This is a genomic window from Vibrio minamisatsumaniensis, from assembly GCF_050337445.1.
In the GTDB taxonomy this organism is placed as follows: Bacteria; Pseudomonadota; Gammaproteobacteria; order Enterobacterales; family Vibrionaceae; genus Vibrio; species Vibrio artabrorum.
The window spans coordinates 15,932-32,588 of sequence record NZ_JAKJSY010000060.1; the positions used below are offsets into that span (position 1 = coordinate 15,932).

A 16,657-nucleotide genomic window follows, 5' to 3' on the forward strand; every position below is an offset into this window, starting at 1 on the left:
TAACGTGTCATATGAACTGATAGGTTTGTTAGCAGGCCTTGGGGCTATTGTTGGTGTTTTAGCGGGCTTGCTTGGTATTGGTGGGGGATTGCTGGTGGTTCCTGCCCTACTGTTTTTGCTTCCTAAAGCGGGCATTCCCCAAGAGTTTGCGATGCAAATGGCATTAGCTACGTCGTTATCAACCATCATTGTTACCTCAGGCTCATCTGCGATCAATCATTTAAAATTGGGCAACATTGATATATTTGTTGTGAAGTGGCTGATACCTGGTGTGGTTGTCGGTGGTTTCCTTGGTTCTTTTGTAGCCGACGTGATTCCAGCTCAATACTTACCAAAAGTCTTCGGCGTGATCGTGTTGGTGTTAGCGTTACAAATGCTATTATCGATCCGATCCAAGAGTCAGAAAGTGATGCCGACGCCAGCTAAAACGATATTGTGCGGTGGCGGGATTGGCTTAGTCTCAAGCTTGGCAGGTATTGGCGGTGGGTCGTTATCGGTGCCGTTTCTTAACCATCATGGTGTGGAAATGCGTAAAGCGGTGGGGTCCTCTTCGGTGTGTGGTTGTGTTATCGCAATCTCGGGAATGCTGGGATTCATTTGGCATGGCTCTTCTGTTGAGGGGCTACCTGCGTTGAGTTTAGGTTATGTGTATTTACCCGCTTTGATCGCGATATCTTGTGTCTCTGTTCTGACGACAAAAGTGGGTGCGAAATTGGCGACTCAATTGCCAACCCCAGTATTAAAGAAAGTCTTTGCGGTCTTTTTAATGTTTATAGCAGCCACAATGCTGCTGTAGTGTCTTTTCTGTTAGCTGTTGTTAACCGTTATTTAATTTAGATAGAGAGCCTAGTATGTCTCAGGGTTTTATCGAATACCCAAATATCGATCCGGTTCTTATTGAACTAGGACCAATTTCAGTTCGCTGGTATGGCTTAATGTACCTTGTTGGTTTTATGTTTGCTCTTTGGTTGGCAAATCGCCGGGCTGATAAGCCGGGCAGTGGTTGGACACGAGAACAAGTATCAGATTTACTGTTTGCTGGCTTCCTTGGCGTGGTTGTTGGTGGCCGCATTGGCTATGTACTTTTTTATAATTTTGGCCTTTTCCTTGCTGATCCGCTTTACCTATTTAAAGTGTGGACAGGCGGGATGTCTTTCCATGGTGGTTTGCTTGGGGTTATTACGGCCATGGTTTGGTATGCCAAAAAGAACGGTCGAACCTTCTTCGGTGTCGCGGACATGATCGCACCATTAGTTCCGTTTGGCTTAGGGATGGGACGTTTAGGTAATTTCATGAATAGTGAGCTATGGGGGCGTGTAACCGATGTACCATGGGCCATCGTATTCCCGAATGGTGGACCATTTCCTCGCCACCCATCTCAACTTTACGAGATGGCGCTTGAAGGTATTGTGCTGTTCTTCATCTTGAACTGGTTTATCAAAAAGCCGCGTCCTCTTGGTTCGGTTTCGGGGTTATTCCTAGCTGGATATGGTACATTCCGCTTCCTCGTTGAATACGTACGTGAACCTGATGCTCAACTCGGGTTGTTCGGTGGATTCATTTCTATGGGACAAATTCTATCACTGCCAATGGTTATTATTGGTGTGTTGATGATGGTTTGGGCATACAAGCGTGGTCACTACAAAGATGAATTACCACAACAAACGAAGTAAGGAATTGGTGTGAAACAGTATTTAGATCTCTGTCAGCGTATCGTTGACCACGGTACTTGGATTGAAAATGAACGCACAGGCAAGCGCTGCCTCACTGTGATCAATGCTGACCTTGAATATGATGTTGGCAATAACCAATTCCCACTGGTAACAACGCGTAAAAGTTTTTGGAAAGCTGCTGTTGCTGAGTTACTTGGTTATATTCGTGGTTACGATAATGCGGAAGACTTTCGCAAGCTAGGGACTAAAACTTGGGATGCGAACTCTAACCTCAACGAAGCATGGCTCAATAACCCATACCGTAAAGGTGAAGATGATATGGGGCGTGTTTATGGTGTTCAAGGGCGCGCTTGGGCAAAACCAGACGGCGGCTATATCGATCAACTGAAGAAGATTGTTGACGATTTAACTAACGGTATTGATGACCGCGGTGAGATCTTAAACTTTTACAACCCTGGTGAGTTCCACATGGGCTGTTTGCGTCCATGTATGTACAGTCACCATTTTTCTTTGCTTGGTGACACTCTGTACCTAAACAGTACTCAGCGCTCTTGTGATGTTCCTTTAGGTTTGAACTTCAACATGGTTCAAGTGTATGTGTTCTTGGCTATCATGGCACAAATTACTGGAAAGAAAGCGGGTGTGGCTTACCATAAGCTTGTTAATGCTCATATCTACGAAGACCAATTAGCGCCAATGCGTGATATTCAATTGACACGTGAGCCATTGGCTGGTCCAACGTTCCATATTAACCCAGAGATTAAGTCTCTAGAAGATCTGGAAACGTGGGTGACGATGGATGATTTCTGGGTTGAAAACTACGAGTGCCATGAAGCGATTAAGTACCCGTTCTCGGTGTAATGTCATCCGCTTCGTTTGATTGAAAGGCTGCCTTTGTGTAGCCTTTTTTATTTTTATACTTGGCTTGATTACTATTTGCAAAACCAATAACCTTGGAGGGTCTTTTCTAACCACAGAACAACTATGACTCGCTCGCATTACTTCGTATTGCAACACGACTTTCCTATTGCTTTCTACCCTGATAAAAATCAGTTAGTGATTGATAGTGAAGAGATTCATTTGGAGCCATTACAATCAAGGCTACTCAGCTATTTCATCGAAAAGCATGGGCAAGTGGTTAGCGTTCAACAGATAGCCGTTGATGTGTGGCAAAGAACTCAAGTGTCTGACAACTTGGTTAGACAGGTCATCAGTTTACTGCGCAGTCAGCTTCAGGATAAGTCACGTCCGTATCGCATTATTCAGACCATTCCAAAGCAAGGTTACCTGTTCGATATTGAGATAATTCAGCCTAGCGTTGAGACGACGCCTGTCGCAGAAGTCTCCCTACCGGCGACCAAAGAGGTTGTTGCTAAGTCCAAAAAGAAAACTATCGGCCTTATTACAAGCGCCGTATTCGCGTTTGGTTTGATCGCGATTTTGGCATGGAAAAGTGATGTCCCAACCCATGATACTGTGGTTATTGCTGCCCATCAAAGTGATGTGATCCCCGTTTATATCCATGATATTACGCTCGATTCTGCGAACGATTATAAGATGTCAGAAAGCGTCTATAACTATCTTTTTTATGGGCTGAACTCGGCTACAAACTTATCCGGGTACCACTTTTCTCAGCTATCGAAACAGGGCAAACAATCGGTTGCCAATAATGGTGTTGAACTCAAAAGTTGGCTTAAGAAAAAGGGCGATGACTATACGCTTAGTGTGCTAATACAAAATAATCGCCAACCTAATCAAAGTCAGAAGGTGGAGAAGAGCTTTCGCCAAGATAACTTCTTTAATGCTGTTGGGGATGTCATTCTTGAGATCAAAGCCATTATCGCCCCGATGAGTTCAGAATACGGCGTGGCAAGTCATCGAGTGACCTCTATTGATAGCTATGATGATTGGAGTGTTATTTCTGAGGGGATCTCGCTGTTCTACCAAGGTAAAGGTGGTCAGCCATTTGAGGATATTGCTCTTCAATTGGCAATCATTCGACATCAAGGGCGAGACAATTATCTGGTTAATGCGTTGCTCTCTTATTCTGAATCTTTGGCTTATTTGCAAAACCATAAACAGGAAGACCGCGAGCAATCACTGCAATTAGCGAAGCAAGCCTTCGAGATGAACCCGCGTTGTGATATTGCCAACTTAACGTTGGGTCTTGCACTGTTAATCAACCAACATGCCAATCAAGCTTTCCCTTACCTCTCTTATGCTGCGGAAAGTACCCCGAGCCCAATCAGTTTTTATCTACTGAGTGCCGCAGATAAGCTGTCGGATAATCCAAAAGGTTCGCAATACAACTATCAGCGTTATACCGAAATGAAAAAAGAGCGTAATGGTCAACTGTTTGATCTTATTGACTCTTTATAAAAAACAAACCTTTTCTAAACCATAAAATAGGCTTGCAAGTGAAGGGGGAGGCTTACCGCTGATGGCTATGGCATTTCCGTAGGCTCTCCTTATGTTTACGGGCGGCTTAACATGTTTGATTATTGTTTGAACTCAGACTCGATTGCCTTGCATCAAACCTAAAAACATCGACGGCTACATACTGTTACCTAAATCATTCATTATTTGGGGTACACACATGTTGAAGAAGCTGGCTTTTCAGATCGTTCCAATTCAGATCTTCTTATTCGTCTTTTGGTTCAAGAACGGCTTTGTCGATAAGGTTATGGGCATTTTACTTGGCATTGTCACACCGGATACAGCTTATGCGGGAGACACTTGGGCTGGCTGGAAAGGCTATATTGTAGGAACTTGGGATAAGAGCCAGATCGGTCATGCTCTATTGAGCCCGACTTTCGACGTTATGTTCCCTATTCTGATTATATTGCAATGTATTCCGTTTTTACTGGTTATTCGCTCGGTATTTGCTGGCGAGTTCATGGCCGGAAAAGAACGTCCATGGTTACTTTATGCGGCATTTTCATCTTTGTTTGTGACTAGCTGTATGGTTTTCACGCAAACCATCACAGGCGCAAGCGATGGCCAATATTTGTGGCAGTTTATCGGCTTTAGCATGGTTGCTATCATTTATTTACGTAACGAACAAGGTAAGTAGTCTGCGTTCAAAATCTTCTCTGGATCGAAGACGTCGTAAAGTAAAAAGTAAATAAGTTTACGGTTTACTTACCTCCTACTAACTCATGTTTTTAAGAGTTTGTTCAAAAAGAAAAAGCCCACAACCTAGGTTGTGGGCTTTGTTGTGAGCGTTAAATAAAACGGGACTTTAAGCGGTCAGTGCTAATACAGTACCAGGTAATACAAGGAATATTGCAGTAAGGTAACCAGCTACTACGGCTTTGTTCTTCACCGCCATATCTGAAATTATGTCAGCAGCTTTAACAGGAAGTTCACGTAGGAACGGAATACCGAAGATGAATACCGTAGCCATGATATTAAACACCAAATGCACTAGCGCAATCTGAAGTGCGAATACAGCGAACTCACCAGATACTGCTGTAGCTGCAAGTAGAGCCGTAATACACGTACCGATGTTTGCGCCCAGAGTGAATGGGTAAACGTCACGTACTTTAAGAACACCTGAGCCTACCAATGGAACCATCAAGCTTGTCGTCGTAGAAGAAGACTGAACAAGAATAGTCACGATAGAGCCAGAAGCGATACCGTGGATAGGACCACGACCGATTGCGTTCTTTAGAATCTCACGAGCACGACCCACCATTAGGCTCTTCATCAGCTTACCCATTACCGTAATAGCAACGAAGATAGTTGCGATACCCAGAACGATAAGCATGATACCGCCCGCGGTGTCCCCAAATGTTGATAGTGGCTCTTTAATCGCACTCACGACTGGTTTCGTGATTGGGTTGATGAAGTTGAGTCCTCCCATGCTCATATCACCGGTCGCTAACATCGGTGAGACTAACCAGTGAGAAGTTTTTTCTAGAATGCCAAACATCATCTCTAGTGGTAGGAAGATCATAACAGCCAATAGGTTAAAGAAGTCGTGAATCGTCGCACTGGCGAATGCACGCTTAAACTCTTCTTTACAGCGAACATGGCCAAGACTAACGATCGTATTGGTGACTGTCGTACCAATGTTTGCGCCCATGATCATTGGGATCGCGAGTTCAACAGGTAAACCGCCTGCCACAAGGCCAACGATAATTGAAGTGACGGTACTTGATGATTGAATCAGCGCAGTTGCTACTAAACCTATCATTAAGCCTGCAACTGGGTGTGAAGCAAATTCGAAAAGAACCTTTGCTTGCTCGCCTGTTGCCCATTTGAAGCCTGTACCAACCATTGAAACTGAAAGTAATAGTAGGTAAAGCATGAATGCCAAGTTAGCCCAGCGTAGCCAACGAGTTGTGCTCGAGATAGGCGCAGCTGCAGTAGTAGCTTGGTTCATAATGTTTTCTCCATTGGACCGTTTAAGTCTGTGTTTGGTCTGTGTGTTTAATCTGATCGTGATGTTAGAGGGGAAATATTTCAGTAATATTACATTTTGATTTTAGGGGGGATTTTTTGTGAGGGGTCGCGGTTTAAAAAACAAAACCCCAATTATTGCGATTTTAATTTGTTGTTTTTAAAGGTTTTTTAATTTATTCCTGTTGGGTGATATAGATCTTAAAAGCTAGAAAAAAATTGAAAATAATCATTTTAATCTTACATTGTGAAACTAGATACTTCGAAAAAACAAATGATAAGGTCTAATTACGTTAGGTTTTTCCGAGTTTGTTGAGTGGTGGTGTCATATTTGATATAAAAGGGCATTGACTCTTTTTATTACGGCGCATCTATGTCGCACCTCAACTACAACCATCTGTATTACTTTTGGATGGTCTGCAAGCAAGGCTCTGTTACTAAGGCTGCAGAAGCCTTATTTCTAACGCCACAAACGGTAACGGGTCAGATAAAAGCCTTAGAAGAGCGTATGGATGGCAAGTTGACCAAACGTAATGGCCGCAGTGTTGAGCCTACCGAGTTGGGGCAACTGATATTTAAATATGCCGACCGTATGTTTGGTTTGAGTTATGAAATGCTCGATATCGTGAATTACAGTCAGCACTCTAATATTCTGTTTGATGTGGGTGTGGCGGACGCACTCTCCAAAAGGTTAGTGAGTAAGATATTGATGTCTACGATTCCCCCTGACAACAGCATTCACTTACGTTGTTTTGAATCGACCCACGAAATGTTACTAGAGCAACTCTCTCAGCATAAGCTTGATATGATCTTGTCTGATTGTCCGGTGGACTCGAGTCAAAGTCCGGGGTTATTTAGTAAGAAATTGGGCGAAAGTGGAATGAGTTTTTTCTGTTCCGGTGGTGTTGAAGACGCCAGTTTTCCTGCCGTTTTAGAGCAGAGAAAACTGTTGATTCTAGGAAGCCGCACTTCAATGGGGCGTAAAGTGCTGCAATGGTTTGATCGGCAAGGACTTAAGCCCGATGTTCTCGGTGAATTTGATGATGCGGCATTAATGAAAGTGTTTGCTCGTTATCATCATGACGTTATTTTCTTAGCACCGACGCTGTATATGTCAGAAGTTGAAGAAGACATATCTCTGCAATTGTTGGGCGGTATTGAAGAGCTTAAAGAGGAGTACTATGTCATATTTGCCGAGAGGATGATTCAACATCCAGCAGTCAAAAATGTCTGTGATGCCGATTTTAGTAAATTGTTCGAATGAGGTAGTTTGTTAATCAATTGACATCGACTATCATCACTTCACAATATACCAGAAATATTGATAGCCCGTAGTTGGTGTGAAGGTTGTAGGGATCCAAGCTATGAACTTAAAAGAGATGGAGAAGAACTCAGCGCAAGTTGTGATTCTACTCAAAGCCATGGCCAACGAGCGTCGCTTACAGATCTTGTGCCTATTGCATGGCACTGAATTGTCGGTTGGGGAGTTGTGTCGCAAGTTAGAATTGAGCCAGTCTGCTTTATCTCAACACCTTGCGTGGTTGAGAAGAGATGGATTAGTCGATACTCGTAAAGAGGCTCAAACCGTGTATTACACATTGAGCAGCGAAGAGGTCAAAGCAATGATTCAGTTACTGCATGGCATGTACTGCAAGTAGTTTATGCGGGTTGGGACGGTAATTTCTGACCAGTAATTGACTCGACATAAAGAAGTGTCAGTATTTTCGTCGAACGTGGGAGCCTGTTTGTTGATTCGCGTGTTTGTTGCATTACCTCTTTTTTATTGCTTATCAGCAAGTCGAGTGTCGACTGGTCATCAAAAAAAGCGGCGTGACTCAATATTTAGATATAAAAAAACCGGCCAAGGCCGGTTTTTTCGTTTTGCGTTGTAATCAAATTTCTATTAAAGAGCTTTGATTGCAGCTGCGAAACGAGACTTATGACGTGCAGCTTTATTCTTATGAATAAGGCCTTTAGTCGCCATGCGGTCTAGAAGAGGTGTAACTTCTACAAGAGCAGCAGTTGCAGCTTCTTTATTGCCAGCTTCAATAGCTGCAATCGTTTTTTTCATGTAAGTGCGCATCATAGAACGACGGCTAGCATTGTGCTGGCGACGTTTCTCAGCTTGGATAGCGCGCTTCTTAGCAGATTTACTGTTTGCCAAGGGTCTAACTCCCAAAAACTTAGTTCGGTGACAATTTAAGGGCGAGGACTATCCCTCATTAGCGCTTAATTGTCAAATGATTTGTGCAAAAACCAATCGTAGCCAAACAAACTTTGGTATAGAAAGGTCATCGCGGTTAAGATGGCGGGGATTCTAACAGCATTTTTAGACCAATGCTAATAATTATGCTTCTAAGGGGAGGATAGTATTTATCCTTGCTTGAAAGCAATCAACCAGTGTCAGAGGTTTCTGTGAGTAAACGACTATTAAAGTCAGGCCTGATTGTCAGTGCAATGACTTTTGTTTCCCGTGTTTTGGGGCTAGTACGTGATGTAGTAGTAGCAAATTTGATGGGGGCTGGAGCAAGTGCTGACGTATTTTTCTTCGCTAATAAAATTCCTAACTTCTTACGTCGACTTTTTGCAGAAGGTGCGTTTTCTCAAGCGTTTGTTCCTGTATTAACGGAATATCACGCTGCAGGTGATAAAGATAAAACTCGAGATTTAATCGCTAAGGTGTCGGGGACACTCGGGGTATTAGTCTCTATTGTCACGGTAATTGGGGTATTGGGTTCTGGTGTGATCACTGCGATGTTTGGTGCGGGGTGGTTTATCGATTGGCTCAACGATGGCCCAGCTGCGCCAAAGTTTGAATTGGCGAGCTTTATGCTCAAGATTACCTTTCCTTACTTATGGTTTATCACCTTTGTTGCTTTATCTGGTGCCATCCTCAATACGTTAGGTAAGTTTGCCGTCTCTTCTTTTACACCTGTGTTCTTGAACGTAATGATCATTGCGTGTGCTTGGTTTCTTGCGCCTAATTTAGAGCAGCCTGAAATTGGCTTAGCCATCGGCGTGTTTCTTGGGGGGCTCGTTCAATTCCTATTCCAAATGCCTTTTTTAATCAAAGCTGGGGTATTTGTTAAACCGCAGTGGGCTTGGAGAGATCCCGGTGTCGTCAAGATCCGCACATTAATGATCCCAGCTTTATTTGGTGTATCGGTCAGTCAAATCAACTTATTGTTTGATACCTTTATTGCCAGCTTCCTAGCTACAGGCTCTATCAGTTGGTTGTACTATTCCGATCGACTGCTTGAATTTCCTCTTGGCTTATTCGGTATTGCGATTGCTACCGTGATTCTTCCCGCCTTGTCTCGTAAACACGTAGATGCCCAAGGGGAAGGGTTTGCGCATACCATGGATTGGGGCGTACGCATGGTTTTGCTGCTCGGCATTCCTGCTATGTTGGGCCTCATTGTTTTAGCTAAGCCCATGTTGATGGTGCTCTTTATGCGTGGTGAGTTTTCAGCGCACGATGTCCAACAGGCATCGATGTCGTTGGTCGCGTACGCTTCTGGTTTACTTAACTTCATGCTCATTAAAGTTTTAGCTCCGGGCTATTACTCTCGCCAAGACACTAAAACGCCGGTTAAGTATGGCATTATTGCGATGCTTACTAACATGGTGTTTAACGCAATATTCGCTCATTTCTTTGGCTATATCGGTTTGGCGATGGCGACGGCATTGTCTGCTTTTGTGAACATGGCCTTGTTATATCGCGGATTGCATCTGGCTGGAGTGTATCAATTAACAAAGACCACCTTGCTGTTTAGTGGCAAATTGATTCTATCGGGTGTGGTGATGGTGGCTGTAGTTTTATGGCAATTAGAACATATGGACCAATGGCTTGAATGGGCGTTTCGCCAGAGAGCGCTGACATTAATAGCCTTGATTGGACTCGGTGGCTTTGTTTATATTGTGTCGATACTGATTTTAGGTATCCGAGTAAAACATTTAAAAGCAGCGACAGATTAATACTGATTAGTATATAATCCGTCGGTTTCACACAATAAATGATGTCAATAACAGGTTTTAGCTGGTCATAATGGAACTGATCCGAGGTATACACAATATTAAAGCACAGCATCATGGTTGTGTATTAACCATAGGTAACTTCGATGGTGTTCATTTAGGTCATCAAGAGGTTCTAAGTCAGGTGTCTAAACAAGCAGCAGCATTAGGGCTCCCTTCTGTTGTTATGACGTTTGAACCGCAGCCGATGGAATTGTTTGCTAAAGAGAAAGCGCCAGCACGTTTAACTCGCTTACGAGATAAGTACGTGCAATTGAGTAAGCTGGATATTAGTCGTTTATTGTGCGTGAATTTTAATCAGTATTTTGCCAACTTATCAGCGGAAGCATTCATTAAAGATCTGTTGGTTGATAAGCTTGGTGTGAAGTTCTTGGTGGTTGGTGACGACTTTTGCTTCGGCAAGGGGCGGACGGGTCATTTCGCTATGCTTCAACATGCAGGCGAGAAGTATGGTTTTGAGGTGGTGAGCACCCAAAGCTATTGCTTAAACCAATTACGAGTAAGCAGTACTGAGATACGGAATGCCTTAGCAGCCAATGATTTGGCTGCCAGCGTTACCATGTTAGGGCGTGACTACAGTATCAGTGGTCGTGTTTCTCATGGTCGTAAACTTGGGAGAACCATTGGTTTTCCTACCGCTAATATTCCATTAAAGCGTTGTGTTTCTCCTGTTTCGGGAGTCTATGTTGTTGAAGCATTGGATATCGACGGTGTTCCTGTCGGTGGGGTTGCTAATATTGGACAACGACCAACGGTTAATGGTGTAAGGCAGCAATTAGAAGTGCATTTTTTTGACTTTAAAGCCGATTTATATGGTAAACAGTTAGAAGTGCGACTTCTGCACAAATTGCGCGACGAGATAAAGTTTGAATCGTTCGACGCATTAAAGAATCAAATAGAATTGGATGCTGAAGCCGCAAGGGTGTGGCTGCTTCAGCTAAAGAATTAGTCGGATGATTCCACCGATTAACATAATGTCTAACTTCGCCCAATATAACGGAATTAAGAATCGATGAGTGATTATAAAGATACCCTGAACTTACCAGAAACAGGGTTCCCAATGCGCGGCAATCTGGCAAATCGTGAACCAGAAATGCTTAAGCGTTGGTACAAAGAAGACCTTTACGGTGAAATCCGTAAGACAAAGAAAGGTAAAAAATCTTTCGTGCTGCATGACGGCCCTCCATACGCGAACGGCGACATTCACATTGGCCACGCGCTGAACAAGATTCTTAAAGACATTATTATCAAATCTAAGACCCTTTCTGGCTTTGATGCACCGTACATCCCAGGTTGGGACTGTCACGGTCTTCCAATTGAGTTAATGGTTGAGAAGAAGAAAGGTAAGCCAGGTCAAAAGATTTCGGCTGCTGAATTCCGCGAAGAGTGTCGTAAATACGCTGCGGGCCAAGTTGAAGGTCAGAAAGAGAGCTTCAAACGTCTTGGTATCATGGGCGAGTGGGACAAACCATACCGCACGATGGATTTCGGCACTGAAGCGAACATCATTCGTTCTCTAGGCAAAATCGCAGATAAAGGTCACCTTCTTAAAGGTTTCAAACCTGTTCACTGGTGTACTGACTGTGGTTCTGCTCTGGCTGAAGCTGAAGTTGAATACAAAGATAAAGTGTCGCCATCTATCGATGTGAAATTTACAGCAGCTGACGAAGCGGCTCTTCTAGAGAAATTTACTCTAGCGGAAGGCCATGCGGGTCAGGGCGAAATCTCTATCGTTATCTGGACGACAACACCATGGACTCTGCCGGCGAACCGCGCAGTATGTCTACGTGATGATCTTGAATACGTACTGATCCAAGTTGAAGCGAATGGTGAACAACCTGCTCAACGTATTATTGTTGCTTCTGAATTGGCAAAAGACGTAATGGATCGTGCGGGTATCGAGCGTTTCCATAATCTTGGTTTTGCTACAGGTGCTGATCTTGAGCTTTCTCAGTTCAACCACCCGTTCTACGATTTTACTGTTCCTGCTGTTCTTGGCGATCACGTAACAACGGATTCAGGTACTGGTGTGGTTCACACTGCGCCTGGCCACGGTCAAGAGGATTTCGTGGTTGGTAAGAAGTACAACCTAGAAATCGCTAACCCAGTTGGTTCAAACGGCGTTTACCTGCCGGATACTGAGCTATTTGCTGGTCAGCATGTATTCAAAGCGAACGACTCTGTTTTAGACGTTCTAAAAGAGAAAGGTGCACTTCTGCATCACCACGCTTATGAGCACAGCTACCCACATTGCTGGAGACACAAAACGCCAATCATCTTCCGTGCAACACCGCAATGGTTCATCTCTATGGATCAAGCTGGCCTACGTGCTAAAGCACTAGAGTCAATCAAGAATGTTGAGTGGTTGCCTGAATGGGGTCAAAGCCGTATCGAAGGTATGGTTGAAGGTCGCCCTGAGTGGTGTATCTCTCGTCAACGTACTTGGGGTGTGCCAATTGCTCTGTTCGTTCATAAAGAAACAGCTGAACTTCACCCAGAAAGCCCAGCGCTTATTGAAAAAGTTGCGAAGCTAGTTGAAGAGAAAGGCATTCAAGCTTGGTGGGATGTAGACGCGGCTGAACTTATGGGCGCAGAAGACGCTGATAAGTACGAAAAAGTAATGGATACGCTAGACGTATGGTTCGACTCCGGTGTGACGCACTTCTCAGTGGTTGACTCTCGTGAAGAGTACAACTTCCCGAACGAAGAGCGTACTCACAGTGCTGATCTTTACCTTGAAGGTTCAGACCAACACCGTGGCTGGTTCCAGTCTTCTCTAATTTCATCGATTGCGATGAAAGACGAAGCACCGTACAAGCAAGTACTCACACACGGTTTCGTGGTGGATGGTAACGGCCGTAAGATGTCTAAATCTATCGGTAACGTGGTTGCGCCTAAAGACGTCACCAACAAACTAGGTGCAGATATCCTGCGTCTATGGGTTGCTTCTACAGACTACACGGGTGAAGTGGCGGTTTCTGATGAAATCCTGAAGCGTTCAGCGGATGCTTACCGTCGTATTCGTAATACAGCTCGTTTCTTCCTAGCGAACTTGAACGGTTTCAACCCAGCAACGGACCTCGTGCCAGCAGAAGAGATGGTTGCGCTTGATCGCTGGGCGGTTGGCCGTGCTCAAGCTGCACAAGAAGAGATCGTTAAAGCATACGGCGAATACAACACTCACGGTGTGACTCAGCGTCTAATGCATTTCTGCTCTATCGAAATGGGTTCTTTCTACCTAGACGTAATTAAAGATCGTCAGTACACAGCGAAGCAGGGCAGCCATGCTCAACGCAGCTGTCAAACGGCACTTTACTACATCGTAGAAGCTCTCGTTCGTTGGATGGCGCCTATCATGTCGTTCACGGCAGATGAAATCTGGAACGAGATGCCAAGCTCTTTGCCAACAGGAGAGCAGCGTGACACGTTCGTATTCACCGGTGAGTGGTTCGAAGATCTCTTCGGTCTTGCTGCTGACGAAGAGCTAAGCAACGAATTCTGGGCTGAAATTCAGTCTGTTCGTGGCGCCGTGAACAAGCTTCTTGAAGATGCTCGTAAAGAGAAAACGATCGGTGGTGCACTGCAAGCTGAAGTGACTCTATACGCTGACGACGCACTCGCGGCTAAAATCAATAAGCTAGAAGATGAACTGCGTTTCGTGCTGATTACTTCTGCTGCTGTTGTTAAGCCACTGAGCGAGAAGTCTGATGCAGCGCAAGCGACAGACGTTGCTGGCCTATTCGTTGAAGTTGCGGCTACTGAAGCTGAGAAGTGTGACCGTTGCTGGCACCACACTCCAGATGTCGGTACTATCGAAGGTCATGAAAAAGTTTGTGGCCGTTGTGTGTCGAACATCGACGGTGAAGGCGAAGTGCGCAAGTTCGCATAACGATTCAGAGATAAACTGAACTTTTTGTAAAAATCATAGCCCCAGTATCAACTGGGGTTATTTTTAATTATAGGAAATGTGTTTCGCCAAGTTGAGTACTGATGACCACTTATCGTGGGTAATAATCAATACCTGCTTCGTCGATACTAGGAATAGAAATGAGTGAAGTTTCGTTAAAACAATCGGGTGTGCGTTGGTTATGGTTAGCTCTGCTGGTTTTCGTTGCAGATATTGCTATCAAGCTATTTGTTATGGACAACATGGAGTATGGCTGGGCAAACCGTATTGAGGTGCTACCATTCTTTAATTTGCTGTATGTACATAACTATGGTGCAGCATTCAGCTTTTTAAGCGATCAAGCTGGTTGGCAGCGTTGGTTGTTTACTGGTATCGCATTTGTGGTAACGGGCGTGCTGACATACTGGATGAGCAAATCACACGCGACAGAAAAGTGGAGTAATATTGCTTATGCGATCATCATTGGTGGCGCGGTTGGCAACGTGTTCGACCGTGTTGTGCATGGTTTTGTGGTTGATTACCTAGACTTCTACTGGGGTACTTACCACTGGCCGGCATTTAACTTGGCTGATATGGCGATCTGTATTGGTGCCGCGATGATCATCTTGGATAGTTTCCGCAAGAAAGACGAAAGCAACTAGCTTGAAATAGATGACTTTAAAGCCCGTCTATGACTCACAGAATAGAATAGCTCTAAGCGCTGTCGGTTGATTCCGACGGCGCTTTTTTTTATGCTTCAGTCAACAAGGAAGCAAAGTACAATGTATCCTCAAATAATAAAAAATCTAAGGAAACTAACGTGGCAGCAATTAAAAATGATTCAGCAGTAACTCTACATTTTACGATTAAAATGAAGGATGGCTCAGTTGCCGATAGTACGGAAAATATGGGTAAACCAGCCAAGTTCGTGATGGGTGATGGGTGATGGGTGATGGTAGCTTAAGTGAGAACTTTGAAGCGTGCTTACTTGGACTTGAAACGGGGACGGAAAAGTCTATCGAACTGAAAGCCGAAGACGCGTTTGGTATGCCAAATCCAGATCATATTCACTATATGGATCGTGCTAAGTTTGTTGGCGATGCTGAAGTGGAAGTGGGCACTATCATGGCATTCTCGGGTCCGGATGGTATCGAAATTCCAGGCATTATTACCGAGATCGCAGGTGATTCTGTGACGGTTGATTTTAATCACCCGCTTGCAGGCCAAGATGTTACGTTTGACGTCAACATCTTAGCGGTAGAATAGCTATCTTCACGGCATAATAGCATCGCCTTACACTTGTGAGGTATCCCTGCGCTTCACTGTCTAAGCGCTTCACTGTAGAATGCGAGCCTCGCTGACGGCGAACTCTGTAGAAACAACCATAGTACCGCAGTAAATAATGAGCAATGAAATGAAAATAATGTTAGCTAATCCTCGTGGCTTTTGTGCCGGTGTCGATCGTGCGATCAGCATCGTAGAGCGCGCACTTGAAATGTATCAGCCACCGATTTATGTTCGCCATGAAGTGGTTCATAACCGTTTTGTTGTTGAAGGGCTTAAGCAACGTGGTGCTATTTTTGTCGAAGAGTTAAGTGAAGTGCCAGACGATAACATCGTGATCTTCTCGGCTCACGGTGTGTCTCAGGCGGTCCGCAAAGAAGCGAAAGAGCGCGAGTTAACGGTATTTGATGCGACCTGTCCTTTGGTGACGAAAGTTCATATGGAGGTTGCTCGAGCCAGCCGCAAACATATGGAAGTGGTACTGATTGGTCACGCCGGTCACCCGGAAGTGGAAGGTACGATGGGGCAGTACGCGAGCCAAACCGGTGGAATGTACTTGGTTGAACGACCAGAGGACGTACAGAACTTAGTGGTACACGATCCGAGTAACCTGCACTACGTAAGTCAAACAACGCTATCAGTCGATGAGACTGCAGATGTGATTGAAGAGCTACGTCGAGTGTTCCCGGAAATTCAAGGCCCACGCAAAGACGACATCTGTTACGCGACTCAAAACCGTCAAGACGCAGTGCGAGAGATGGCGAATGACGTTGATGTGGTGATTGTGGTTGGTTCTAAGAACTCGTCTAACTCAACACGTTTAAAAGAGCTGGCTGAGAAGCTAGGCACGCCAGGCTACCTGACGGATTGCCCTGAAGACATTCAAACAGAGTGGGTTGAAGGGAAAAAGAAAATTGGTGTCACTGCTGGTGCTTCTGCGCCTGAAGAGCTGGTAAACCAAATTCTAGACCGTATTCGTGAACTGGGTGCGACTGACGTTGAAGAGATTCAAGGTCGTGAAGAGAACATGTTCTTCGAAGTGCCAAAAGAGTTACAGATTAAGCAAGTCGACTGATCTCGATTGATTTGTGACAAGATCGATTCATAAATAGTTGATTTGTAAACAAGAAAAAGCCAACGTTGATGAAGTGACCCCATAAAGTTGGACATTTCTGTTAAGCGGCTTTCAAGGCCTGAGTTCGATATTCTATCGGAGTCAGGCCTTTTAGTTTCACTTTTATACGTTTGGTATTGTAGTACTCGATGTATTCTTTAATTTTCTCTATCAGTGCATCTGCATCTTCAAAGCTTTGGTTGTGATACATCTCTGTTTTGAGTAAAGCAAAAAAGTTTTCAGCAACCGCATTATCCAAGC

15 protein-coding genes and 1 pseudogene are annotated in these 16,657 nt (G+C 44.4%); 13 read left to right on the forward strand and 3 right to left on the reverse strand.

Going from position 1 to position 16,657, the window contains the following annotated elements; all coding sequences use genetic code 11:
* Window positions 1–4: 4 nt before the first annotated feature.
* From L4B77_RS14000 to L4B77_RS14020, 5 genes are all read left to right on the forward strand, one after another.
* The gene (locus tag L4B77_RS14000; RefSeq protein ID WP_261838912.1) at window positions 5–796 is read left to right on the forward strand and encodes a sulfite exporter TauE/SafE family protein; all 792 of its coding nucleotides are present in this window, start codon (window positions 5–7) and stop codon (window positions 794–796) included.
* Window positions 797–851: 55 nt separating this feature from the next.
* Entirely contained in the window at window positions 852–1,673 is an 822-nt protein-coding gene (lgt, locus tag L4B77_RS14005) for a prolipoprotein diacylglyceryl transferase (RefSeq protein WP_261838913.1), read from the forward strand.
* Window positions 1,674–1,682: 9 nt separating this feature from the next.
* Window positions 1,683–2,534 carry a thymidylate synthase gene (locus L4B77_RS14010; RefSeq protein ID WP_429751131.1) on the forward strand — a complete coding sequence of 284 codons (852 nt, stop codon included), beginning with the start codon at window positions 1,683–1,685 and terminating at the stop codon, window positions 2,532–2,534.
* A gap of 123 nt (window positions 2,535–2,657) precedes the next feature.
* A complete protein-coding gene (locus L4B77_RS14015; RefSeq protein ID WP_372041174.1) occupies window positions 2,658–4,052 on the forward strand; it encodes a winged helix-turn-helix domain-containing protein in 1,395 nt (464 codons plus the stop codon).
* Between the two features lie 217 nt (window positions 4,053–4,269).
* Window positions 4,270–4,746: a hypothetical protein gene (locus L4B77_RS14020; protein WP_261838916.1), complete on the forward strand. Its 477-nt coding sequence runs from the start codon at window positions 4,270–4,272 to the stop codon at window positions 4,744–4,746.
* A 168-nt stretch (window positions 4,747–4,914) separates the two neighbouring features.
* On the opposite strand, the gene L4B77_RS14025 is transcribed toward L4B77_RS14020, so the two are convergent.
* Window positions 4,915–6,060, reverse strand: coding sequence for a Na/Pi symporter (locus tag L4B77_RS14025; protein WP_372041175.1), 1,146 nt, complete (start codon window positions 6,058–6,060; stop codon window positions 4,915–4,917).
* Between the two features lie 390 nt (window positions 6,061–6,450).
* On the opposite strand from L4B77_RS14025, the gene nhaR reads away from it, so the two are divergent.
* Together nhaR and L4B77_RS14035 are read left to right on the forward strand one after the other, a co-directional pair.
* Window positions 6,451–7,341: a transcriptional activator NhaR gene (gene nhaR, locus L4B77_RS14030; RefSeq protein WP_429751134.1), complete on the forward strand. Its 891-nt coding sequence runs from the start codon at window positions 6,451–6,453 to the stop codon at window positions 7,339–7,341.
* A 100-nt stretch (window positions 7,342–7,441) separates the two neighbouring features.
* Window positions 7,442–7,735 carry an ArsR/SmtB family transcription factor gene (locus tag L4B77_RS14035; protein ID WP_261838919.1) on the forward strand — a complete coding sequence of 98 codons (294 nt, stop codon included), beginning with the start codon at window positions 7,442–7,444 and terminating at the stop codon, window positions 7,733–7,735.
* Window positions 7,736–7,980: 245 nt separating this feature from the next.
* On the opposite strand, the gene rpsT is transcribed toward L4B77_RS14035, so the two are convergent.
* Window positions 7,981–8,241, reverse strand: a complete 261-nt coding sequence (rpsT, locus tag L4B77_RS14040; RefSeq protein ID WP_012603273.1) for a 30S ribosomal protein S20 — start codon at window positions 8,239–8,241, stop codon at window positions 7,981–7,983.
* A 251-nt stretch (window positions 8,242–8,492) separates the two neighbouring features.
* On the opposite strand from rpsT, the gene murJ reads away from it, so the two are divergent.
* The 6 genes and pseudogenes from murJ (at window position 8,493) to ispH (ending at window position 16,357) form a co-directional block, all read left to right on the forward strand.
* Window positions 8,493–10,055: a murein biosynthesis integral membrane protein MurJ gene (gene murJ / locus L4B77_RS14045; RefSeq protein ID WP_429751138.1), complete on the forward strand. Its 1,563-nt coding sequence runs from the start codon at window positions 8,493–8,495 to the stop codon at window positions 10,053–10,055.
* Between the two features lie 70 nt (window positions 10,056–10,125).
* Complete coding sequence (gene ribF / locus L4B77_RS14050) at window positions 10,126–11,061, forward strand: bifunctional riboflavin kinase/FAD synthetase (RefSeq protein ID WP_429751140.1); 936 nt, start codon at window positions 10,126–10,128, stop codon at window positions 11,059–11,061.
* Between the two features lie 63 nt (window positions 11,062–11,124).
* Window positions 11,125–14,001, forward strand: a complete 2,877-nt coding sequence (ileS, locus tag L4B77_RS14055; protein ID WP_429751142.1) for an isoleucine--tRNA ligase — start codon at window positions 11,125–11,127, stop codon at window positions 13,999–14,001.
* Between the two features lie 158 nt (window positions 14,002–14,159).
* The gene (gene lspA, locus L4B77_RS14060) at window positions 14,160–14,660 is read left to right on the forward strand and encodes a signal peptidase II (RefSeq protein WP_261838923.1); all 501 of its coding nucleotides are present in this window, start codon (window positions 14,160–14,162) and stop codon (window positions 14,658–14,660) included.
* 158 nt (window positions 14,661–14,818) lie between these two features.
* Window positions 14,819–15,264 (forward strand): annotated as a pseudogene (fkpB, locus tag L4B77_RS14065) (FKBP-type peptidyl-prolyl cis-trans isomerase).
* A gap of 136 nt (window positions 15,265–15,400) precedes the next feature.
* Window positions 15,401–16,357, forward strand: a complete 957-nt coding sequence (ispH, locus tag L4B77_RS14070; RefSeq protein WP_429751145.1) for a 4-hydroxy-3-methylbut-2-enyl diphosphate reductase — start codon at window positions 15,401–15,403, stop codon at window positions 16,355–16,357.
* 100 nt (window positions 16,358–16,457) lie between these two features.
* On the opposite strand, the gene L4B77_RS14075 is transcribed toward ispH, so the two are convergent.
* The coding region (locus L4B77_RS14075; RefSeq protein ID WP_429751147.1) for an IS3 family transposase at window positions 16,458–16,657 on the reverse strand (200 nt) is incomplete at its 5' end.